This window comes from Nocardioides sp. (assembly GCF_050699375.1).
In the GTDB taxonomy this organism is placed as follows: domain Bacteria; phylum Actinomycetota; class Actinomycetes; order Propionibacteriales; family Nocardioidaceae; genus Nocardioides.
This window is the reverse complement of sequence record NZ_JBOHDN010000140.1, coordinates 1-21,784: the sequence shown is the minus strand read 5'-3', so window position 1 is coordinate 21,784 and position 21,784 is coordinate 1. Positions and strand designations below refer to the sequence as shown.

The 21,784-nt window shown below is 68.9% G+C and carries 19 protein-coding genes; 12 read left to right on the top strand and 7 right to left on the bottom strand.

Annotation, left to right across the window (positions count from 1 at the left end; translation table 11 throughout):
* Positions 1 to 23: 23 nt before the first annotated feature.
* On the bottom strand, positions 24 to 701 hold the full coding sequence (locus tag ACRDPS_RS10215) for a hypothetical protein (RefSeq protein WP_431501523.1): 678 nt from the start codon (positions 699 to 701) through the stop codon (positions 24 to 26).
* A gap of 123 nt (positions 702 to 824) precedes the next feature.
* Between ACRDPS_RS10215 and truA the strand changes: the two genes are divergently transcribed.
* Complete coding sequence (gene truA / locus ACRDPS_RS10210; protein ID WP_431501525.1) at positions 825 to 1,703, top strand: tRNA pseudouridine(38-40) synthase TruA; 879 nt, start codon at positions 825 to 827, stop codon at positions 1,701 to 1,703.
* On the top strand, positions 1,687 to 2,304 hold the full coding sequence (locus ACRDPS_RS10205; protein ID WP_431501522.1) for a class I SAM-dependent methyltransferase: 618 nt from the start codon (positions 1,687 to 1,689) through the stop codon (positions 2,302 to 2,304). Before truA ends, ACRDPS_RS10205 begins: the two co-directional genes overlap by 17 nt.
* Before the next feature lie 175 nt (positions 2,305 to 2,479).
* Here the strand turns inward: ACRDPS_RS10205 and ACRDPS_RS10200 are convergent, their stop codons facing one another.
* Both ACRDPS_RS10200 and ACRDPS_RS10195 read right to left on the bottom strand, forming a co-directional pair.
* Positions 2,480 to 3,808, bottom strand: coding sequence for a cytochrome P450 (locus tag ACRDPS_RS10200; RefSeq protein ID WP_431501521.1), 1,329 nt, complete (start codon positions 3,806 to 3,808; stop codon positions 2,480 to 2,482).
* Positions 3,809 to 3,891: 83 nt separating this feature from the next.
* A complete protein-coding gene (locus ACRDPS_RS10195; protein ID WP_431501520.1) occupies positions 3,892 to 4,833 on the bottom strand; it encodes an alpha/beta hydrolase in 942 nt (313 codons plus the stop codon).
* A gap of 141 nt (positions 4,834 to 4,974) precedes the next feature.
* Here ACRDPS_RS10195 and ACRDPS_RS10190 point away from each other — a divergent pair, with 141 nt between their 5' ends.
* The 3 genes from ACRDPS_RS10190 to ACRDPS_RS10180 all read left to right on the top strand — a co-directional run bounded on the left by ACRDPS_RS10190 (position 4,975) and on the right by ACRDPS_RS10180 (position 8,690).
* Positions 4,975 to 6,672: an ABC-F family ATP-binding cassette domain-containing protein gene (locus ACRDPS_RS10190; protein WP_431501519.1), complete on the top strand. Its 1,698-nt coding sequence runs from the start codon at positions 4,975 to 4,977 to the stop codon at positions 6,670 to 6,672.
* Positions 6,669 to 7,682, top strand: a complete 1,014-nt coding sequence (locus ACRDPS_RS10185) for a GNAT family N-acetyltransferase (protein ID WP_431501518.1) — start codon at positions 6,669 to 6,671, stop codon at positions 7,680 to 7,682. Before ACRDPS_RS10190 ends, ACRDPS_RS10185 begins: the two co-directional genes overlap by 4 nt.
* A gap of 84 nt (positions 7,683 to 7,766) precedes the next feature.
* The gene (locus ACRDPS_RS10180) at positions 7,767 to 8,690 is read left to right on the top strand and encodes a hypothetical protein (protein ID WP_431501517.1); all 924 of its coding nucleotides are present in this window, start codon (positions 7,767 to 7,769) and stop codon (positions 8,688 to 8,690) included.
* 63 nt (positions 8,691 to 8,753) lie between these two features.
* On the opposite strand, the gene ACRDPS_RS10175 is transcribed toward ACRDPS_RS10180, so the two are convergent.
* Positions 8,754 to 10,118 (bottom strand): trypsin-like peptidase domain-containing protein, encoded by a 1,365-nt coding sequence (locus tag ACRDPS_RS10175; RefSeq protein ID WP_431501516.1) that lies wholly within the window; start codon positions 10,116 to 10,118, stop codon positions 8,754 to 8,756.
* Positions 10,119 to 10,335: 217 nt separating this feature from the next.
* On the opposite strand from ACRDPS_RS10175, the gene ACRDPS_RS10170 reads away from it, so the two are divergent.
* Complete coding sequence (locus tag ACRDPS_RS10170; RefSeq protein ID WP_431501515.1) at positions 10,336 to 10,566, top strand: hypothetical protein; 231 nt, start codon at positions 10,336 to 10,338, stop codon at positions 10,564 to 10,566.
* A 78-nt stretch (positions 10,567 to 10,644) separates the two neighbouring features.
* Here ACRDPS_RS10170 and ACRDPS_RS10165 read toward each other — a convergent pair whose 3' ends face one another.
* The 3 genes from ACRDPS_RS10165 to ACRDPS_RS10155 all read right to left on the bottom strand — a co-directional run bounded on the left by ACRDPS_RS10165 (position 10,645) and on the right by ACRDPS_RS10155 (position 12,888).
* Positions 10,645 to 11,325 (bottom strand): HAD family hydrolase, encoded by a 681-nt coding sequence (locus ACRDPS_RS10165; RefSeq protein ID WP_431501514.1) that lies wholly within the window; start codon positions 11,323 to 11,325, stop codon positions 10,645 to 10,647.
* Positions 11,322 to 12,626 (bottom strand): citrate synthase, encoded by a 1,305-nt coding sequence (locus tag ACRDPS_RS10160; RefSeq protein ID WP_431501513.1) that lies wholly within the window; start codon positions 12,624 to 12,626, stop codon positions 11,322 to 11,324. Before ACRDPS_RS10160 ends, ACRDPS_RS10165 begins: the two co-directional genes overlap by 4 nt.
* Before the next feature lie 70 nt (positions 12,627 to 12,696).
* Positions 12,697 to 12,888, bottom strand: a complete 192-nt coding sequence (locus ACRDPS_RS10155) for a hypothetical protein (RefSeq protein WP_431501512.1) — start codon at positions 12,886 to 12,888, stop codon at positions 12,697 to 12,699.
* Between the two features lie 188 nt (positions 12,889 to 13,076).
* Between ACRDPS_RS10155 and ACRDPS_RS10150 the strand changes: the two genes are divergently transcribed.
* From ACRDPS_RS10150 to ACRDPS_RS10125, 6 genes are all read left to right on the top strand, one after another.
* Complete coding sequence (locus ACRDPS_RS10150; protein WP_431501511.1) at positions 13,077 to 14,072, top strand: ArsR/SmtB family transcription factor; 996 nt, start codon at positions 13,077 to 13,079, stop codon at positions 14,070 to 14,072.
* 103 nt (positions 14,073 to 14,175) lie between these two features.
* Positions 14,176 to 14,637, top strand: a complete 462-nt coding sequence (locus tag ACRDPS_RS10145; RefSeq protein ID WP_431501510.1) for a hypothetical protein — start codon at positions 14,176 to 14,178, stop codon at positions 14,635 to 14,637.
* A gap of 153 nt (positions 14,638 to 14,790) precedes the next feature.
* Positions 14,791 to 18,693, top strand: coding sequence for an ATP-dependent RNA helicase HrpA (hrpA, locus tag ACRDPS_RS10140; RefSeq protein WP_431501509.1), 3,903 nt, complete (start codon positions 14,791 to 14,793; stop codon positions 18,691 to 18,693).
* 112 nt (positions 18,694 to 18,805) lie between these two features.
* Complete coding sequence (locus ACRDPS_RS10135; protein WP_431501508.1) at positions 18,806 to 19,402, top strand: hypothetical protein; 597 nt, start codon at positions 18,806 to 18,808, stop codon at positions 19,400 to 19,402.
* A gap of 197 nt (positions 19,403 to 19,599) precedes the next feature.
* On the top strand, positions 19,600 to 20,007 hold the full coding sequence (locus ACRDPS_RS10130) for a type II toxin-antitoxin system PemK/MazF family toxin (protein WP_431501507.1): 408 nt from the start codon (positions 19,600 to 19,602) through the stop codon (positions 20,005 to 20,007).
* Between the two features lie 105 nt (positions 20,008 to 20,112).
* A complete protein-coding gene (locus tag ACRDPS_RS10125) occupies positions 20,113 to 21,492 on the top strand; it encodes an ABC transporter substrate-binding protein (RefSeq protein ID WP_431501524.1) in 1,380 nt (459 codons plus the stop codon).
* Positions 21,493 to 21,784: the final 292 nt, after the last annotated feature.

Sequence of the window (21,784 nt, the reverse complement as noted above, 5' to 3'; positions counted from 1 at the left end):
CCCGTGAGGGTGACGGGCCACCGTCATTTCCCGGCGCCCTGCTCGGAACGAGCCAGCAGCCAGCAGACGAACCCGCCGACGATCATGGCCACCGTCGTCGCCACGGCGGAGAGGGCGGACAGCAGCTGCACCGCGGCGAAGTTGTCGAGAGACATGGCCGGAGTCAGCGCGAAAGACAGCGGCACCTGCACCACGATGAGCAGGAGATAGGTGATGGGGAGCCCGATCAGCCAACGGCGCCCGGTCCAGGCGGCACACCCCCAGCCGGCCAGGACCAGCAGAAGAATCAGTGGTGCGACAACGCCGGCCACGACGGGGTTGTAGAACTCGAGCATCTGGACGAGGCCGTACCAGAGCACGGTGCTCAACAGCCACGAGAGCATCGGCAGCACGATGCCGAGGAGCCGGCCCGTCGGGGTGCGGGCGATGAACGCGGCACCACCCGCCACCACGGCGTACAGCAGAGCGTTGAGGACGATGGTCACGATGTTGATGATCGGCATGCTGGCCGACGTGCCGCCGAGGAGGTACGTCAGGACGAAGCCGACCAGGGCGATCGCGATCTGCAGGATCAGCACCGCCACGATCACGACGATGGTGGCCCCCATGGTCGATCGAGGCGCGGACCCGGTGGCCCGGGTCGGCGGCAGCGGCGACGGGGGAGGCGGGCCAGGCGGGGGAGGGGGCGGGGCGTAGCTCATGGCAGGCAGCCTGCCGGACCCGCTGTGTACCTGCCAGCCTATTCGGAGAAGATCACGTACCGCATGGTCAGAGTCTGGCAAAGCGCTCCGCGCATTCCGCCCGGGCCCGGTGTTCCTGGGACAATGAATGACGTGCGCATCAGGATCGACCTCGCTTACGACGGCACCGCGTTCCACGGGTGGGCGACCCAGCCCGGGCTACGTACGGTCCAGGAGGAGCTGCAGGCGGCGCTCGCGACGGCGCTGCGGGTGCGGGCACCGGAGGGCGAGCGGGCTCAGGTCTGGGTCACGGTCGCCGGGCGAACGGACTCCGGAGTGCATGCCCGCGCACAGGTCGTGCACTTCGACATCGATGCCGACGTGCTGACGTCCTCGCGACGGCGCTCCGATCTGTCGGCGTTGGGCGCGCTGGTTCGTCGCCTGAACGGGATTCTCCCTGCCGATGTGCGGGTCCACCGGGCCATCGAGGCGCCGGAGGGATTCAACGCCAGGTTCTCGGCGCTGTCGCGACGCTACGTCTACCGGGTGGTCGACGTGCCGGAGTACGTCGATCCGCTGCAGCGCCACTCGGTGCTCTACCGGACACGGCCGCTCGACCTGTCGGTGATGAACGTCGCCTCCGCCGACCTTCTCGGCCTGAACGACTTCGCGACCTTCTGCAAGGCGCGCGAGGGCGCGACCACGATCCGCGACCTGCGCCAGCTCACCTGGAGCCGCCGCGAGGACGGGATCATCGAGGCGACGGTCGTCGCCGACGCGTTCTGCCACTCGATGGTGCGGTCGCTGGTGGGTTGTGTGATGGAGATCGGGGAGGGGCGCAGGGACGTGACCTGGGCCAAGGAGATGCTGGCGGCGCGGACGCGGTCCTCGGCGCTTCCGATCGCGCCGGCCAACGGGCTGACGCTCGAGGAGGTCACCTATCCTCCTGACGACATGCTGGCGGCGCAGCACGTGCGCACCATGAATCGCAGAGAGGCGAGCGAGCTTGACCGGGACCGATGACGAGCACTACTTCTCCGCCGACCCGTCGGTGCCGTTCGAGCGGATCCCGCTCTCGGCGACCGTCTGGGAACTGGACCTCGACCTGGTGAGCGGGTCAGGCGTGTTCGCCAAGGGCCGCCTCGACATCGGCACCTCGGTGCTGTTCAAGGAGACCGAGCCGCCGCCGCTGAAGCCGGGGGCGCGGGTCCTGGACCTCGGCTGCGGCTACGGCGTGATCGGGCTGGCGCTCGGTGTCGCGGTGCCCGAGGCGTACGTCACCGGGGTCGACGTCAACGAGCGCGCCGTCCTGCTGGCCAACGAGAATGCGGCGACGCTCGGGCTCGGGGATCGCTATGCGGCGCGGACGCCTGCCGAGGTCGATCCGGGGGAGACGTACGACGAGATCTGGAGCAACCCGCCGATCCGGATCGGCAAGCCGGCCCTCCACGAGCTGCTCCTGACCTGGCTCCCGCGTCTCGCCCCCGATGGCCGAGCGGTCATGGTCGTCGGCAAGAATCTCGGCGGCGACTCGCTGCAGCGCTGGATCACCGACCAGGGCTTCCCCACATCCCGCATCGGCAGCGCCAAGGGCTTCCGCGTCCTCGAGACCCGCCGCCCCTGACCCCCGCCGACCCGGCCCGTCCTGACACGAATTCCCGCCGAGTCGGCGCGTTGTGACGTGAGTTCCCGTCGAGTCGGCGTGTTGTGACGTGAGTTCCCGTCGAGTCGGCGCGTTATAACGAGCCGACTCGGCGGGGTTCTTGGTTAGAACGGGCCGACTCGGCGGGATCTGGGAGTCAGGCGGGGACGGGGTCCTTGGCCAGGCGGACCGGGAGGCGGTCGAGGCTGTAGACGACCGAGAGGTCGCGCCAGCCGAGGTCGCCGGGGTCGTCGGTGGCCATGGAGAGGTGGGGGAAGCGGCGGGCGAGGCCGGTGAGGGCAGCCCGGAGCTCCATCCTGGCCAGCTCGGCGCCGACGCAGCGGTGCATGCCGTGCCCGAAGGCGAAGTGCATGGTCTCGGCATTGCGGAGGTCGAACTGCTCCGGCTTCGGCACGACCGCGGGGTCGCGGTTGGCGCCGGTGAGGCTGACCAGGACGACGGCCCCCTTCTTGATGGGCACGCCGAAGAGGTCGTGGTCCTCGCGCGCGAACCGCGGGAACGCGAGCTGCACGGGGCACAGGTAGCGCAGCAGCTCCTCGACCACCTTGTCGACCTGCTCCTTGTCGCCGGAGCGCAGGATCTCGTACGCCTCGGGATTCTGCATCAGCACATAGGCGCCCATGGATAGCATCGAGGCGGAGGTCTCGTAGCCGCCGAGGAAGACGCCGTCGGCGAGGCCGCCGAGCTCGACGTCGTCGTACTCCGCGCCCTTGTTGCGGATGATCTCGCCGATCATGCCCTCGCCGGGCTCGGCGCGTTGCTGGCGGACCTGCTCGATGAGGAACGTCCGGGTCTCGGTGGCCGCGCCGAACGCGCCGGCGCCGCCCTCGGACAGGTCGAAACGGGCCATGCCGAGCGTGTGGAACTCGTCGCGTACGTCCTCGGGCATGCCCAGGAGCTCACAGATCACCCGGAACGGGATCTCGAAGCCGAAGTGCTGGACCAGGTCGACCTCGGGGCCGTTGGCCTCCATGTCATCGAGGGCGTCGGTGACGATCCGGTCGATCATCTCGTTCAGACGACCCAGGCGGCGCATGGTGAACTCCGGGGTCAGCAGCCCGCGGAGCTTGGTGTGGTCGGGCGGGTCGGTCATGCCCAGCCCCCCGATGCCCTCGGCGTCGCTGCGCTTGCGAGTGCCGAGCAGGTGGCGCATGTCGTTGGAGTAGGCGTTCTTGTCCGCGAGCACCTGCTTGGACTCGGCATGCCCGGTGACCAGCACGATGTCGAGGCCGAGCACGGCGCCGAGCTTGGTGACCGGAGCCTGCGCACGACTCTCGGCGAGCAGCGGCACCGGGTCGATCCCGTCCCGGCGCAGCGGGAAGGTCAGGTGCTCGGGGATCTTGCGCAGCGTGGTGATGTCGGGGATCGGTGACTCCTTGCCCCGCATCGCGAGCTGCAGGGCAAGCTTGCGGACCCGCTCGGTCAGCGGACGCGTCAACGATTTCACCTGGGCAGGAATCTGCATGCGGCCAGTCTGGACCATCGCCAAACCAGGGTCATCAGGAATACCCCTGATTGGAAGCTGCGTCCTCGCCTATGTGGCCAGACTCACCCGTGCAGAACCGTCCTGAACAGCGCACATGTCTCCTCGACCGCACGCTGTGCCGCCTGCGAGTGGTGTCCCATGTCGAAGAAGCCATGGATGAGGCCGTCGCAGTGGTGGTAGGTCGTCTGGACCCCGGCGCTCTCCAGCGCCTTGGCGTAGGCGACGCCCTCATCGCGCAGCGGGTCGAACTCCGCGGTCACGACGACGGCGGGCGCCACGCCCTTCAGATCGCCCTTGATCGGGCTCAGCCGCGGATCGGCGCGGTCGACGTCGCTGCCCACGTAGTTGTCGGAGAACCACTTCATCGTCGGCAGCTCGAGGAAGTAGCCGTGACCGTTCTCCGCGTAGGAGGGATAGCCGCCGGTCATGTCGGTCGCCGGGTAGATCAGCATCTGGCCGGCGAGCTCACGCCCCTCGGCGTTGAAGACCTGGGCGACCGCGGCGGACAGGTTGCCGCCGGCGCTGTCACCGGCCACCGCGATCCGTCCGTCGCCGCCGAGGGTCGCGGCGTTGTCGCCGGCCCACCGGGCGGCGGCCAGCGCGTCGTCGTACGCCGCGGGGAACCGGTGCTCGGGGGCGAGCCGGTAGTCGACCGAGACGACCACGGCGTCGCAGAGGTTGGCCAGGCTGCGCGCCTGGTTCTCGTGGGAGTCGAGGTCGCCGACGACCCAGCCCCCGCCGTGGAACATCACGATGGTCGGCAGCTCGCCCTCGGTCGCGGGCCGGTAGACGCGGGCCCCGATGTCGCCGGCGGGCCCGGGGATCTGGATGTCCTCTACTGACTTCACCGCCATGAGCGGCTCGCCGCCCCTGCCCTCCACGGCCAACGCACGGTACAGCGCTCGCGCACTCGGAGGGTCGTAGGACTCGAGCGGCCGCCCCTTCGCGATGAGCGTGAGCAGGTCGGCGATCTGGCTGTCGAGCGGAGGCATGGCGTAAGTCATATCGGTAATCCATGAAAAGTGTCGAGGGTCACGTTCTGCTGATGGGACCGATCGGCTCCGGTGGTCGAGCTCGTCGAGACCGTCGCGCCCGTCTGCCGGGACCGGAATAACCATTCGACACGGATGCCAGACTGGACGGCTGTGGGACATGTGGATGTTGCTGGAGTGCGGTTCCAGCTGCCCGATGGGCGGCTGCTGCTCGAAGACGTCTCCTTCCGGGTGGGGGAGGGCGCGAAGGTCGCGCTGGTCGGCGCGAACGGAGCAGGGAAGACGACGCTGCTGCGGATCGTGACCGGGGAGCTGACCCCGACGACGGGATCGGTCGTGCGCTCGGGCGGCCTCGGGGTGATGCGGCAGATGGTCGGCAGGGGTTCCAGCACAGTCGGAGAGCTGTTGCTCTCGGTGGCGCCCCCACGCGTGCGCGCCGCGGCGGCCGAGGTCGAGGCGTGCGAGCTGGAGCTGATGTCCTCGGAGGACGAGCGCGTGCAGATGCGCTACGCGACCGCGCTGGCCGAGTACGCCGACGCCGGCGGCTACGACCTCGAGGTCGTCTGGGACGTGTGCACGATGGCCGGACTCGGGGTGGCCTATGACCGCGCCCGTTACCGGTCCCTGGACACCCTCTCCGGCGGCGAGCAGAAGCGGCTCGTCCTGGAGTATCTGCTCCGCGGGCCCGACCAGGTCCTCCTGCTCGACGAGCCCGACAACTTCCTCGACGTGCCCGGGAAGATTTGGCTGGAGGCCCGCATCCGGGAGTCCCCGAAGACCATCCTGTACGTCAGCCACGACCGTGAGCTGCTGGACAACACCGCGACCAGGGTGGTCACGGTCGAGCTCGGCGCGTCCGGTGCGGGCAACAGCACGTGGACACACCCTGGTGGGTTCGCCTCCTACCACGAGGCCCGCAAGGACCGGTTCCTTCGGTTCGAGGAGCAGCGCCGTCGCTGGGACGAGGAGCACGCCAAGATCAAGGCGCTGGTCCTGCGGCTGAAGGTCAAGTCGGAGTACAACGACGGGATGTCCAGCCAGTACAAGGCGGCCCAGACCCGGCTCCGGAAGTTCGAGGAGGCCGGCCCGCCCGTCGAGCAGCCACGAGAGCAGGCGGTGCAGATGCGGCTGCGCGGCGGGCGCACCGGCAAGCGGGCAGTGGTCTGCGAGGCGCTCGAGCTCACCGGACTGATGAGCCCGTTCGACCTGGAGGTCTGGTACGGCGAGCGGGTTGCCGTGCTGGGCTCCAACGGCTCGGGCAAGTCCCACTTTCTGCGGCTGCTCGCCCGCGGCGGCACCGACCCGGACGTGGAGCATCGCCCGGTCGAGGACACCCCCATCGAGCCGGTCCGCCACCATGGGAAGGCCAAGCTCGGCGCCCGCGTGCGCCCGGGCTGGTTCGTGCAGACCCATGCCCATCCGGAGCTGGTCGGACGTACGTTGCTCGACATCCTGCACCGCGGCGAGGCCCGGCCCAACGGTGTGGGACGCGCCGGCATGGGAAGAGAGGCCGCCTCGCGGGTGCTGGACCGCTACGAGCTCGCGCACGCGGCGGAGCAGACCTTCGACTCGCTCTCGGGCGGGCAGCAGGCCCGCTTCCAGATCCTCCTCCTCGAGCTCAGCGGCGCGACTCTGCTGCTGCTCGACGAGCCGACCGACAACCTCGATGTTCAGTCCGCCGAGGCCCTCGAGGCCGGTCTGGAGTCGTTCGAAGGCACCGTCGTCGCGGTCACCCACGACCGCTGGTTCGCCCGTGGCTTCGACCGCTTCCTGGTCTACGGTGCGAATGGCGGCGTCTATGAGTCCTCGGATCCGGTCTGGGACGAGACCAGGGTGGAGCGGTCCCGATGAGCGCCTTGGTGATCGAGCGGGTCGACCCTTTCGATGACGCCGCCTTCGACGCGTGGTTCGACGCGGTGACGGCGTCCTGGCTCGACGTACGCGGCCCGGACGCGGACGTGTGGGCACGTGGGGAGCTTCGGGCGGAGCTGCGGCAGACGTCGGAGACGACCGACCGGAGGGCCTACCTGGGCCGGGCCGACGGTGTCGTCGTGGCCGGTGCCTGGATGGCCATGCCGCTGCTGGACAACCTGCACCGGGCAACGATCGTGGTGGCAGTGCTGCCTGATCACCGTCGCCTCGGCCATGGCACCCACCTGCTCGATCATGTCGAGGCCGAGGCACACGCCCGGGCACGTACGTCCTTGACAGGCGAGATCTGGTGGCCATGGTCGCTCGGGTCCGGGGGCGAGGGATCGCCGGGGCGGGAGTTCGCGGTTGCCCGGGGCTATGCGTCCGCCCTGGTCGAGGTACGCCGTCTGCTGCGGCTTCCGGTGCCGGCCGAGGTCCTCGACCGGCTCTCAGCCGAGGCCGCGGCGCGGCACGGTTCCTACACGCTGCGTTCGTGGGTCGGTCCGGTGCCGGAGGACATCGTCGAGGGCTGGGCCGTGCTCGACGCGAGTCTGAACACGGAGGCGCCGACCGGCGATCTGGAGGTCGAGACACCCGAGCCAGACGTGGCGAAGGTGAGAGAGATGGAGGATCTGGTGGTCGCCCAGGAGCGGACGCTCTACCACACCGTGGCGCTGGATCCCGATGGTCAGGTGGTGGCCTACACGGTGATCGGATACTCGAGCCAGGACGGCAGGAGCTACCAGTGGGGCACGCTGGTCGCGGGTGCTCACCGGGGTCACCGGCTCGGGCTCGCGGTGAAGGTCGCCAACCTCAGGCTGCTCCAGTCCGAGCGCCCCGAGGTTCCCACCGTGTCGACCTACAACGCCGAGATGAACACGCACATGATCCAGGTGAACGAAGCCATGGCCTTCGAGCCGGTCGAGTGGCTGGGAAATTTCCAGAAATGACGCGGTGTGCTGCCAGGAGTGCGCTCTGGCGCACTCCTGGCAGCACACCGCGGAAATGTCGGTGCTCCGGCGCAGACTGTCGCTATGGACAGGGACAGGGACGGGTGGCGGGGGGTGGCGGGGCGGCAGGGCGGGGTGGTCACGCGGGCGCAACTGCGTGATCTCGGGGTCTCGCGGTGGTTCGTGCGCAACCAGGTCGTGGCGGAACGGTGGGTGGCACGCTCGCCGACGGCGATCAGCACGTTCACCGGGGTGATGACGCGCGAGCAGCGGATGTGGCTCGGGGTCCTTCAGGGTGGGCCTCGGGCGCTGGTCGGTGGGATGACCGCGATGGAAGTGCATGGCCTGGCGAACTGGCACCGCGACACGATCACTGTGCTCGTCCCGTACGGCGACGACATCCAGGAGCCGATCGACGGGATCGACTTCGTGCGCACTCGAAAGGCGATCGACTCGTTCGGTTCGCCATCGAGCGAGCTGCCGTTGATGAGAGTCGAGCCCGCGGCACTGCTGTGGGCCGCTCGGGAGCGTAGTGACCGTACGTCCCAGGGGATCCTGGCCGCGGTCGTCCAGCAGCGGCTGACCACTCCCGAGGCGCTCACGAGCTGGCTTCGGAGTCTCAAGCCGCTGAGAAAGGCTCCGTTGTTCCGGCAGGCGCTCGCCGATATGAGCGATGGAGCGCAGTCGTTGTCGGAGATGGAGTTCAAGCGTCTATGTCGTCGGTTCGGTATCGCGGAGCCTGCACAGCAGACGAAGCGGCGTGATGGTGAGGGCAAGCTGCGATTCACCGACTGTGAGTGGCGGTTGCCCGACGGACGGTTGCTTGTTCTCGAGATCGACGGCGGCTTCCACATGGAGGTCGAGCACTGGGAGGACGATCTCGCCAGACAGAGGGCACTGTCGGCTCCCGACCGAGTCATCATCCGGTGCACGACACGCGAGATCCGAGACGATCCCGAACGCCTGGTCCGCGACCTACGCAGGTTAGGTGTGCAAAGGGCCGCCTGAGGCGGCGGTGTGCTGCCAGAGGTGCGCCGGAGCGCACCTTTGGCAGCACACCGCGGGGGTTGATCAGGTGGCGTCGGAGTCCAGGGTGATCTTGGCGCTCTGCTCCTCGCCGTCGCGGGACCAGGTCACCTCGACGTCGTCGCCGGGCCGGTAGGAACGGACCGTGGCGACCAGGGAGTCGGAGCCGTTGATCTGGTGGTCGTCGACCTTGGTGATCGTGTCGCCCTTCTTCAGGCCCGCCTTCTCGGCAGCGCTGTCCTTGGTGACCTCCTGGACGGTGGCGCCGGTGACGGCGGCCTGGCCGTCCTCCGTCGCCCTGCTGTCGCCCACCGTGATCCCCATCCGGGCGTGGGTGGCGTCGTCGCCGGCCTTGAGCTGCTCGATGATCGGCATCACCTCGTCGATCGGGATCGCGAACCCGAGCCCGATCGAACCGGCCTCCTGGCCGGAGGAGGAGTTGGACCTGATCGAGGCGTTGATGCCGACCACGTTGCCGTTCATGTCGACCAGCGCCCCGCCGGAGTTGCCGGGGTTGATCGCGGCGTCGGTCTGGATCGCCGGGTAGACGGTCGCGTTGCCCTGGGCATCGGCCCCTACGTTGACCGGACGGTCGAGGGCGCTGACGATGCCGGTGGTGACGGTCGAGTCCAGGCCGTACGGCGACCCGACGGCGACCACGTCCTGCCCGACCACCAGGCTGCCGGACTTCCCGATCGTCGCCGGGGTGAGCCCGGAGACGTTCTCGGCCTGGATCACCGCGGTGTCGGTGAGGGGATCGGTGCCGACCACCTTGGCCTTGGCCTTGGTGCCGTCGTTGAAGTCGACGGTGATCGAGGAGTCCTGCTGACCTTGCTCCTCCTGCTGCTCCGGCTGCTCCTGACCGGGCATGCCCGGCATGCCCGGGATACCGGGCTGGCTGGACTCGGAGGGGATGTCGACGACGTGGTTGTTGGTCAGGATCAGGCCGTCGGAGGAGAGGACGATGCCGGACCCCGACCCGCTGCCGCCCTGGCCGGCGACCTCGATCTTGACCACCGAGGGCAACACCTTCGAGGCCACCTTCTCGGCGGTCCCCTCGGGCGCGTTGCTGTCGACGACCTGCGAACCGGTCGCCGCGTTGCCGCCGTTTCGGGTGGCGTCGTCCTGGGTCGAGTAGAACAGGGCCGCGCCACCGAAACCGGCGCCCCCGCCGAGGACGAGAGCGCCGACGAGCGCCGACGCCGCGAGCGTCGCCCGGCGGCCCTTCTTCTTCGGTGCCGCGGCGAAGGCCGTGGGAGGCGGAGGCGGCGACAGAACCGCTGTCGGGGCGACCCCGGGAGGTGGCGTGGTCGGTGCCCCGTCCGGAGGAGGGGTTGGTGCTGCGTCGGTGCCCGGGGGCGTCCACTGCGGCGGGTTCCCACCGGGCTGCTGGGGAGTGGGTTCGGTCATGTCATTCAGTGTGGCCAGCGTCTCTGTGAGCCTGCTGAGACTGACCTATGCGGACTCGAAGAGAAGCCCAGGGGCCCAGGGTCCGGCGAGGACGCCAACGAGAGACGTACGTAGATCCGTGAAGCGGATCGCGGCGTGTGCACCCTTTCGCCCGGCAACCTCGCGACTTATGGTGCTGAGGCAGGGTTTCAGACCACCGCAACCAAGGAGTCAACCAATGCCGGTTTCCGCGAACCTCGACAAGCTGCTCATGAAGGACCACGAGGACAAGACGCTCGACGAGCTCGCCGACGCCCCGATCGAGGCGATCGCCGGGATCAGCGCCGCCCGTCTCGAGGGCCTGAAGGCCTTCGGTGTGACGACCGTCCGCGACCTCGGCACCAACAAGTTCTTCAAGGCCGCCGAGTCGATCGTCGCTCTCTCGGACGCCTCCAAGAAGGGCCACTGAGCCCTTTTCTTCCGTGGTGTGATGCCTCCGAGTATCGGTGGCATCACACCACGGTCGCATCTGGTCAGCAGCCGGTGGTCACGAACCGGCGTGTGCTGCCACCGCAAGCCCGAGCGAGCGCAGATCGGCGCGGAGCGCCTGAGCGTCGGTGAACCGGAACGCCCGCATCCCGAGCTCGGCGGCCGCCGCTACGTTGGCCGGGCTGTCGTCGACGAACGCGAGCCGCTCCAGCGGGATCCCGGCACGCTCGGCGACGAGGTGGTAGATCGCCGGGTCGGGCTTGGCCAGCTTCACCTCACCGGAGACGACGACGTCGCGGAGCAGGTCGATGACGTCGTACGTCGCCGGAGCATGTGGATAGAGCTCGGCCGACCAGTTGGTCAGACCGAGCTGAGGGGTCCCGGCGGCGGCGAGCTCGCGGACCAGGTCATGGGTGCCGGGGACCGGGCCGAGCAGCGCGAGCGAGAAGTTGTCGACGTACGCGGCGCCGGCACCGAGCCACTGCGGCATGTCCTCCTCGAGGACCCTGAGCGCCTCCGCCCACGTACGGCCGGCGTCTTGGAGATGGTTCCACGCGCCGAAGTCGTAGGACCCCAGGAACGCGCGGGCGTCGGCGTCCCCGACCCCTGCCGCGATCGCCGGCAACGGGTCCCAGCGAATGAGGACCTGACCGAAATCCCACACGACCCCGTCCACCGCGGCGGTGGACAGGGTCGGGGTGGCGACGGTCTCGACAGGCTCGACCACCGGTCGGCTCACGCCCAGCGCACGTCGCGCGGGACGAAGGTGAGGCCGCGCTCGCCGGTGTAGATCTGCTTCGGACGGGCGATCTTCTGCTCCTTGTCCTGGACGAGCTCCAGCCACTGGGAGAGCCAGCCCGGCGTACGCCCGATGGCGAACAGCACGGTGAACATCTCCGGCGGGAACTCCAGGGCCTCGTAGATCAGGCCGGAGTAGAAGTCGACGTTGGGGTAGAGCTTGCGGCTGACGAAGTATTCGTCCTCCAGCGCGATCTTCTCCAGCTCCATCGCGATCTCGAGCAGCGGGTTGGTGCCGGTGACCTCGAAGACGTTGAGCGCCTGCTGCTTGATGATGGTCGCGCGCGGGTCGTAGTTCTTGTAGACCCGGTGCCCGAAGCCCATCAGGCGCTCGTTGCCGTCCTTGACCCCCGCCATGAAGGCGGGGATGTTCTCCACCTTGCCGATGCGGCGCAGCATCCGGAGCACGGCCTCGTTGGCGCCACCGTGGAGCGGGCCGAAGAGGGCGCCGACGCCGGCGGCCACAGATGAGTAGGGGTCCACCTGGGTCGAGCCGACCGACCGGACGGCGTTGGCGGAGGCGTTCTGCTCGTGGTCCGCGTGCAGGATGAAGAGCGTGTCGAGCGCCTTCTCGATGCGCTCGTCGGAGGCGTACTTGCTCTCGCTCATCTTGAAGAGCATCGAGAGGAAGTTGCCGGTGTAGGACAGGTCGTTGTCGGGGTAGACGTACGGCTTGCCCTGCGCGTGGCGGAAGGCCCAGGCGCCGAGGGTCGGCATCTTGGCGATCAGCCGGATGATCTGGAGTCGGCGGTTGTCGGGGTCGGCGATGTTGGCGGCGTCCGGGTAGAACGTCGACATCGCGCCGACCGACGCCATGAGCATGCCCATCGGGTGGGCGTCATAGCGGAAGCCCTCCATGAACTCCTTGATGTTCTCGTGCACGAACGTGTGGAAGGTGATCTCGTGCACCCACGCGTCGTACTCCTCCTTGGTCGGCAGCGCGCCGTGGACCAGGAGGTAGGAGACCTCGAGGAAGCTCGACTTCTCGGCCAGCTGCTCGATGGGATAACCGCGATACTCCAGCACGCCCTTGTCACCGTCGATGAAGGTGACGGAGGAGCGGCAGGAGGCCGTGTTGACGAACCCGGGGTCATAGACGGCCAGGCCGGGGCCTTCGTCTTGGCTGGCCGGGTCGGCGGCCTTGATCTTTCCCAGGTCGGCGGCGCGGATGGTGCCGTCGGTGATCGGGATGTCGTACTCCACCCCGGTGCGGTTGTCACGCACAGTTAGAGATTCGGTCACGATCAGCAACGGTAACCCTCTTGAAATCCCCTACGTAACTCGGCGTCCCACCACGTGGCCGAATCGTGGGTCAGATGCGGGGCTTTTTCCGAGCCGGTCTGGTGTCGCCGGCCGGCTCGTCCTCGCCGAACCTGGTCAGCGCGTCACGCAGCCGATGGAGGTCGAGAGCGGTCTGCACCGACCGCTCGTTGAGGCTCTCGTCCCCTCCGCGGAGCGCACGCAGCGCGTCCTGTACGTCGGTCTCGCTCGGCTCCCCGGTCATGGGGACATAATCTAGGTGCCCGCGCCAAGGGGTACGACCGCAGGGTTGGCGGGCGCCGCAGATCCGGGGTGGCAGATTTCTGACAGGCCGTCGGCGGCAGCGTCAGAAATCTGTGAGGCCGAGCGAGCAACGTGGACGCACGACAGCCGCGGACACGGCTGGAGACGCCATCATGGTCGGGGGACACGATGCTGCGGATTCACTTCACCTATGAAGACCTTGCTCGGGTCAGGATCGCCGACGGGCCCGATGCGCTCTGGGAGGTGCAGCTCAGCCTGCACGCGCTCCAGACACGTGGGCGTGCCGTGGAGCTGGCGCGATGGCGGCGGCAGACCACGCACCTGCTGCCGCGAGACGTGCTGCGTCCGCTCGCCGAGATCGCGCCTCCGCGTGGCATCTCGCCGGACTTCTTGACCCCGTCGGGCGGCGCTCACGGGTTCGGCGACGCCATGGAGATCGCGCTGCGTACGCCGAAGGCCGCGATCTCCGAGCAGATAGCCGCCATGGCGAGCCGGTGGCGCCTGACCCCTTGGCTCGAAGCCGTACGTCGCGCCGAGGCGTCGGCGCTGCGTACGTTGGGGCGGGCGGTGGCGATCTATCACGAGGGTGCGATCGCGCCGGTGTGGCGCTCATTGGTGGAGGTCGTCGGGGCGGACCGGCAGCTGCGCGCCCAGAAGATGGCCCATGGCGGGCTCGAGGCGGTGCTGGCAGGCCTGCCCGGGTGCCGTTGGCGGGCGCCGGTGCTGGAGATCGAGAACTACGTCGACGCCGAGCTGCGCCTCGAGGGTCGCGGGCTGCTGCTCCAGCCCTCCTACTTCTGCGAGCCGGACACGCCGATGAAGCTGTGCGATCCCGGGCCGGAGCCGATGCTGGCCTATCCCGTCGCCAAGCCGGCCACCGGGCTCACCAGCTCGGTGGAGTCGGTGGCCTCGGCCGGGGAGCCCGTCCGGTCGTTGACCGCGCTGCTGGGACGTACCCGGGCTGCGGCGCTCGCCGCGGTCCGCACCGGGTGCTCGACCAGCGAGCTGGCCCGCCGGTGCGAGATCTCGGTCGGCTCCGCCAGCCAGCAGGCGTGCGTCCTGCGCGAGGGCGGCCTCATCACCACCCGGCGCGAGGGCACCTCGGTACGCCACGAGATCACCACGCTCGGAGCGCAGGTGCTGAGCGGGGCGCTGGTGTCCTGATACGCCTTTCGGCCCTGGCCAAAAAGGTTTCGCCGAGGTGGCGGCCGATCGGACCCTCGGAGGGTCATTCCTCCACATCAGGTTCATCTGAAAGGGAAAGCTCATGATCAAGCGCATCATCGCCGCGGCAGCACTCACGCTGGCGGCCACCAGCCTCACCTCCGGTGCCATGGCGGCCGAGGGCGGAAGCGTCGACGCGAAGACCGGCGGCGCGGCCGAGCGTGTCGGTACGGCCGCTGTGTCGCCGACGGTCTCGCCGGCGGCCGAGAAGACGTTCCACCGGGGCGGAGGTCTCCAGAACTACAACTGCCCGTCCAGTCGCCTGTGCGTCGACGTGTGGGACCCGACCCAGGACACCTACAAGGTGTTCCAGTTCTACAAGTGCCAGACGCACTCGCTCCGCGCCTTCTACTCGACCTACACTCCGGAGATCGAGAACGACCAGACCAGCGGCACCGTCACCCGCTTCAAGAACAGCTCGGGGACCACGATCAAGACCTCGACCGCGAAGCACGGCGAGCGAGGCATCAACTGGGACCCGGTGTACTACATCGACGTCTGCTGACCCGGCGCTGATCCCTGCCGGACAGTGGGGAGAATGGGCGATCTCACTTCCGAGATCGCCCATTCTGCGTCCCGTAGAGCATCGGGGCGGGCGGGGCGTCAGGAGAAACCGATGTGCGGTCGAGGGGTGCGCCGGGGGAGAATGGGTGACCTCATGTCCGAGTCCGACCAGCCCGCCGCGCCGACGATCGCGATCACCTACCCCTCCGAGCTGCCGGTCAGCCAGCGCCGCGACGACATCGCCGCCGCGATCCGCGACCACCAGGTGGTGATCGTCGCCGGTGAGACCGGGTCCGGGAAGACGACCCAGCTGCCCAAGATCTGCCTCGAGCTGGGGCGCGGGAGCAACGGGATCATCGGTCACACCCAGCCTCGCCGGATCGCCGCGCGCTCGGTCGCCGAACGGATCGCCTCGGAGCTCGGCACCGAGCTCGGCGACCTCGTCGGCTACCAGGTGCGGTTCATGGACAAGTCGTCCAAGGCCTCGCGGATCAAGCTGATGACCGACGGCATCCTGCTGGCCGAGCTGCAGCGCGACCGGGACCTGCGCCGCTACGACACGATCATCATCGACGAGGCCCACGAGCGCTCGCTCAACATCGACTTCCTGCTGGGATATCTGCGCCGCCTGCTGCCACGGCGGCCGGACCTGAAGCTGATCATCACCTCCGCGACGATCGACCCGGAGCGGTTCGCGGCGCACTTCGCCGACCCGCGTTCGGGGGACCCGGCGCCGATCATCGAGGTCTCCGGGCGTACGTATCCGGTCGAGGTCCGCTACCGGCCGCTGATGGAGCTCTCCGAGGAGGACGAGGAGGGCGAGGTCGTCGTCCGCGACCAGACCGAGGCGATCGTCGACGCGGTCAAGGAGCTCTCGGCCGAGGGGCCCGGCGACGTCCTGGTCTTCCTGCCCGGAGAGCGGGAGATCCGCGACGCGGCGGATGCTCTCTCCGATGGGCTGGGGCTCAATCGGGGGCGCTCCGGGACGGGGCTGGTGGAGATCGTGCCGCTCTTCTCCCGCCTCTCCGCCGCCGATCAGCATCGGGTCTTCTCCGCCCACACCGGTCGCCGGATCGTGCTCGCGACCAACGTCGCCGAGACCTCGCTGACGGTGCCCGGGATCAAGTACGTCGTCGACACCGGTGTCGCCCGGATCTCGCGCTACTCCGCACGCACCAAGGTGCAGCGGCTGCCCATCGAGCCGATCTCGCAGGCTTCGGCGAACCAGCGGTCCGGACGTACGGGGCGGGTCCAGGCGGGCATCGCGATCCGGCTCTACTCCGAGGAGGACTTCCTCGGGCGCGACGAGTTCACCGACCCCGAGATCCTGCGTACGAACCTGGCCTCCGTCATCCTGCAGATGGCCTCCCTCGGGCTGGGTGACATCGCCCGGTTCCCGTTCGTGGAGGCGCCGGACCGGCGCAACATCACCGCCGGCGTACAGCTGCTCGAGGAGCTCGGCGCGATGCGTGGGCAGCGGCTGACCAAGCTGGGTCGCCGGCTGGCGAGGCTGCCGATCGACCCGCGGCTGGCCCGGATGGTGCTGGAGGCCGAGCGGCTGGGCTGCGTACGCGAGGTCATCGTCGTCGCCGCCGCGCTCTCCCTCCAGGACCCGCGTGAGCGGCCCGGGCAGGACCATCCCAAGGAGCAGGCGCAGGCCGACCAGCTGCACGCGCGGTTCAAGGACGAGACCTCCGACTTCCTGACCTGGCTCAACCTGTGGCGCTATCTGAAGGAGCAGCAGCGCGAGCTCTCCTCCTCGGCGTTCCGGCGGCTGTGCAAGCGGGAGTTCCTGCACTACGTACGTGTCCGGGAGTGGCAGGACCTCGAGTCCCAGCTGCGCCAGGTGTGCCGGGAGATGAAGGTCGACCTCGGCAAGGCAGCCCAGGCGGTGGTCTCGACAGGCTCGACCACCGATGGAGCGGCGTACGACGCCGACGGGATCCACCAAGCGCTGCTCTCCGGGCTGCTCTCGCACATAGGCGCGCTCGAGGAGCGGGAGGCCTCGACAGGCTCGACCACCGGAGCCTCCGCCGCCCGAGCGCGGGAGAAGCGGCGGCCGGGGCCGCGGGAGTACGTCGGGGCCCGCGGGGCGAAGTTCGCGATCTTCCCCGGATCGGCTCTGCACCGGAAGAACCCGCAGTTCGTGATGTCCTCGGAGCTGGTCGAGACCTCCCGGCTCTGGGCGCGGCAGAACGCCGCCATCAAGCCTGAGTGGGCCGAGGAGCTCGGTCGCGACCTGGTCAAACGCACCTACTCCGAGCCGCACTGGTCCCAGAAGCGCGCCTCGGTGATGGCCCGGGAGAAGGTGACGCTCTATGGCGTACCGCTGGTCGCCGACCGTCCTGTCGCCTTCGGCAAGATCGATCCCGAGCTGAGCCGGGAGCTGTTCATCAGGCACGCACTGGTCTATGGGGAGTGGCGTACGAATCACCGCTTCCTCCGCGACAACGCGAGGCTCGTCGAGGAGGCCGAGGAGCTCGAGCACCGGGCCCGGCGCCGCGACATCGTGGTCGACGAGCACGCGCTCTTCGACTTCTACGACCGCCGGCTCCCGGAATCGATCGTCTCCGGCGCCCACTTCGACCAGTGGTGGAAGCAGGCTCGGCGGGAGAGCCCCGACCTGCTCGCCTTCGACCTGTCGATGCTCACCAACGACGCCGCGGGAGAGGTGAACGACAGCGACTTCCCGGAGCAGTGGGCTCTGCAGAATCCTGGTGGTGGTCCGCTGACCTTCCCGCTGAGCTATCACTTCGAGCCGGGCACTGCCGAGGACGGTCTCACCATCGACGTACCCGTCGCCACCCTCAACCGGGTCGAGGCCGAGGACTTCTCCTGGCTCGTCCCGGGCCTGCGTGAGGAGCTGGTCACCGCACTGATCCGTTCGCTTCCCAAGCAGCTTCGGGTCAGCTTCGTGCCGGCTCCCGACAGGGCACGTGCCTTTCTGAGAGAGACGCCGCCGGGGGAGGAGCCGCTGCTGACGGCCCTGGAGCGCTGGGCGCGCTCGACTGCGGGCGTGCACATCCCGCGCGAGGCGTGGGACTGGACCAAGGTGCCCGAGCACCTGCGGCCGACCTATCGGGTGGTGGGCGAGGACGGTCGCGAGACCGCTCGTGGCAAGGATCTGGACGGTCTCAAGGAGCCGCTGAAGGGCGAGTTCGAGGCGGCCATCGCCGAGGTCGCGGCCTCCGGTGGTCACACCCGCACCGGTGAGACGACCTGGGTCTTCGGGGACATCTCCCCGACCGTGACGGAGAAGCGCGCCGGCCACGAGGTGACGGTGTTCCCCTGCCTCACCGACGAAGGAGGCTCGGTGGGCCTGGTGGTCGCCGGCTCCGCCGAGGAGGCCGAGGCGCGTCATCGGCTCGGTGTCGCTCGCCTGCTGCTCCTGGCTCTTCCCGACGTGAGCAAGCAGGTCGTCGACGGGCTGTCCACCATGGAGAAGCTCGCGCTCGCCGGGTCGCCCTATCCGAGCGCCGCCGAGCTCGTCGAGGACTGTCGTGCCGCCGTCGTCCGCCAGCTGGTCGATGCCCGTTCGCTGCCGCGCACCTCGCAGGCGTACGAGGCGGTGCTGGCCGCGGCCGGGACGCCGGCCGACCTGGTCGCGGCCGTCCGCGCGGTGCTTGCCGACGTGATGCGGGCGCTCGAGGCGTACCGGGAGACCGACAAGGCGCTCTCGGGTCGAGCGGACATGTTCCAGCTTCCCGCTCTGACCGATATGAAGGACCAGGTCGCGCGGCTGGTGCACCGCGGGTTCGTCGTGGAGGCGGGCGCGACGCAGATCAGGCGCTATCCGACGTACCTCAAGGCGATCGTCGAGCGCCGCCGCAAGCTCGACGCCGACCTACGTGCCGATCGAACCACGCACGACCGGATCGCGTCGCTCCAGGACGCCTATCTGCACCAGGTCGAGGCACTGGCCGACGGCCGGCCGCCGGGGCCGCGGCTGCGGCAGGCGCGCTGGATGCTCGAGGAGTATCGCGTCCAGCTCTGGGCCCAGCACCTCGGCACCGCCGAGAAGGTCTCCGACGCGCGACTGCGCAAGCTGCTCGGCTGAGGGCGCGGGAGGGGTAACACGTCGTTCGTAGGACTACTCGCCCTATTAGAACGACCGGATAGTCCTACGAACGACGTGTTACAGCGAGCGGCGGCCCGCTAGGCTCGAACAGATGGCCAGAGAGTTTCACTCGCCGATGCGTCCCGGGGACGGCTTCTTCGACTCCCTCCTCGGGGGAGACGACCCTGCGCTGGTGCAGGAGGCGGCCGACGCGGCGGCGACGGCGCTCGTGCGCGGCGCGCGAGGCAGTGAGGACCCGGCGGTGGCCGAGCGGATCCTGCACCTGGCCGAGTCAGAGGGCATCGAGACGATCGCGGAGGTCTGGTCGAGCTCGCCGGCGGAGTCGCTGGCGGGTTGTCTGTGGCGGCTCTATCTGCTGCGCAGCTGGGTCTACGCCGACCCGGTGGGCGCCGCGCGCGAGTTCGAGGCCGGGCGGGCGAAGGCCCAGGTCGCGCAGGTGGTGGCCGGGGTCGCGGAGCCTCCCGGTCCTCAGGAGCTCAAGGTGATGGTCGACGAGGTGCTGCGCGGCATCGTCAGCAGCGACTTCGCCGACGTCCTTCTCCGCGCCGCGTCCTTCTCCCGCGTCATCGCCGCCGGACGGGCGGCTCTGGACCCGGATGCCGCCGCCAAGGACGTACGCAACGTGCTGCATCTCTCCGAGCAGCTCGAGGCCGCGGCGCACGCCGAGCTCGAGCAGAAGCTCACTTGACCGCTTTGGTGCGAGTGGGTTGGGAGCACCGTTAGACTGGGCGCCGAACACGTCGGGCTGCGGCAGCCCCGGGTCCCAACTTCAGCCGCTACGAGCGGCCGTGCGCCGTGAGGCGCTCCCGGTCCGGCGTGTTCATCATCTTTGTGGTGTTCCTCGGCCGAGTGGCCGGCTTCGCAGCCACAGACCAAGGAGTCCACGTGAACACCCAGCCCGCCGCAGGCGAGGGCGCCATCTCCTACGAGCCCAACATCGGCGACGGCAATGCCGACCCGGGCGAGGTTGTGTGGGGCTGGGTTCCCTACGAGGAGGACGCCACCCAGGGCAAGGACCGGCCCGTCCTCGTGATCGGGGAGAAGGCCGGCGTACTTCTCTGCCTGATGCTCACCAGCAAGGACCACGATCGCGACGAGGCGCAGGAGGCCGAGCACGGTCGTCATTGGCTCGATGTCGGCACCGGTGGCTGGGACGGTCAGGGGCGGCCGTCGGAGGTTCGCCTGGACCGGCTGATCCGGATGGATCCGGCTGACGTACGCCGCGAAGGTGACGTGCTGCCCAAGGAGATCTTCGACAATGTGATCAACGCCGCACGCGATCATCTCGTCTGATGCGGTCCGATAGCCACCTTCTCAGGATCTGTCCAGGTACATATCGTAAAGTGAACCGCTGGTAAACCGGGTCTGTGGTTCCTCACAGGCCCGTTCGTGGTTGAGATGGAGGTAGTGGTGCGGCGTACGCGACTGGCAACGGCGCTTCTCGCGACGGTTCTCTCGGCGACCCTCGCCGCCTGCGGCGGCGAGCCGGACGCGAAGCCGACGCCGAGCCCCGCGACGAAGGCGCCCGCAGAGGTGAAGCTCGTCTTCGGGGTCTCGGGCCACAAGACTCTGGTCGACACCTACAAGCAGCTTGCCGCCGAATACACCCAGGACGTCCCCAACGTCACCGTCGAGGTGAAGTCCTGGCCGACCGCCGACCAGCTCACCGCGGCGATCGACGGTGGCGAGAAGGTCGACGTGGTGCTCACCCCGCGCCCCGATGTCGCCGCGTTCGCCGAGGACAATCGCATCCAGCCCGTCGACACGTTGCTGGAGGCCCGCAACGTCGACTTCGGCGACAAGTACTCCCGCGAGGCGATGGAGGACTTCTCCGTCGACCGCCGCCTCGAGTGCATGCCCTACTCGGTCTCGCCGCAGGTCGTCTACGTCAACACCGGGCTCATCGACCTCGAGGCCATGAAGGAAGAGGGTCTGCCGACGCCAAGCAGCCGCGCCGACGGCTCCCTGCGCAACTGGACCGTCGAGCAGTTCGGCTCCGCGATGACGTACGCCAGCGAGCAGAACAAGGGTGTCCGGGGCACCTACGTCGAGCAGAACCTCGCCGCGATGATGCCCTGGCTCGCCGGCGCCGGCGCCACCCTCTTCGACGACCCGTTGGCGCCCACGACCACTGCTCTCGGCGACTCCGCCGGTGCCTACGAGGACCTGGTGGAGGCATTCACCCAGCCCAACGTGCTGGCCACGACGAAGGATCTCGGCAAGCGCACGCCGTTCCAGGCTTTCAAGCAGGGCCGACTGGTCGCGCTGGCCGGTGACCGTTCGCTGGTTCCGGATCTGCGTGCGACCGAGGGACTCGAGTGGGACGTCATGCCGATGCCGGGCGGCAACGGCACCACCGGCGACTACGCCGGCCTGTGCATGGGGGCGGAGGCTGCTGACCCGGACGCTGCCGCTGACTTCCTCGCCTATCTCATCTCGACCGAGTCCGTCGTCAAGATGGTGCGCACCGGCCACTTCGTCCCGGTCAACTCCGAGGTCGGCTATGCCCCGGTCTTCACCCAGCCCGAGCGCAACCCCAAGAACGCCCACATCTTCACCGACACCGTCCGCGACATGCAGGTCCTCCCCGAGGCCACCCAGCTCGCGCAGCTCCAGAAGACCGCCGCCGTCGCCGTCCGAGGGTCGATGAACGTCACCGAGCCCGACCAGATCGAGGACTTCGCCGTCCAGATCGATGAGCTCTCCAAGACCGTCTTCCCCCAGCCGAACCCCTCGCCCTCGCCCTCCACCTCCACCTCACCCTCCCCGAGCTCCTAACCGCCGAGGCGCCACCCCCGCAGGCCGAGGCGTCACCTCTGCGGGCCGAGGCGTCACTTCTGCGGGCCGAGGAGTCAGGTTTGCGGGTCGAGAGGTCAGGTTTGCGGGCCGAGGGGTCACTTCTGCAGGCCGAGGAGTCAGGTTCGCGGGTCGAGGGGTCACTTCTGCGGGCCGAGGAGTCAGGTTCGCGGGCCGAGGCGTCACCCTTGCAGCGCTCGAGGCGTCACGCTGATGCCAAGTCGGCCTGCACAACTGACCTCTCGGCCTGCACAACTGACGCCTCGGCCTGCGG